Origin of the sequence: uncultured Kordia sp., assembly GCF_947496985.1 — a bacterium.
Taxonomy (GTDB): Bacteria; Bacteroidota; Bacteroidia; order Flavobacteriales; family Flavobacteriaceae; genus Kordia.
Genome location: NZ_CANMEZ010000041.1, coordinates 1 through 341, shown reverse-complemented (window position 1 = coordinate 341; position 341 = coordinate 1). Strand labels below are relative to the sequence as shown.

Genomic DNA, 341 nt, shown 5'->3' with positions numbered 1-341 from the left:
GCACTGTTGTCTACCGTAGTAATTGATACCACTGTAGCTACACTACTTGGATTGTCAATGCTTACTGGTACACTTGCACTACCACCATCTTCTGCGATCGTTACATCTCCAACACTCATTGCTGGGGTATCATTATCTGTGATTGTTACCGTTCCAGTATCTGATGCATTAGAAGTGTTCCCACTTGCCACCGTTCCAGTCACGGTAAAGTCTTCTGTAGGTTCACCTACCGTATCATCTGTAATTGGAATATTAACATTTACCACTGTCTGTCCTGCTGGAATCGTAGCGGTTACTGTTGTACTTGTATAATCAGCTGGATCTGTCGCACTGTTGTCTAC

General features: G+C 43.7%; 1 protein-coding gene. It reads right to left on the bottom strand.

All coding sequences use genetic code 11. The annotated features are described in order from the left end of the window. A partial coding sequence (locus Q0828_RS24420; protein WP_298427989.1) for a Calx-beta domain-containing protein occupies positions 1-341 on the bottom strand: 341 nt, incomplete at both ends.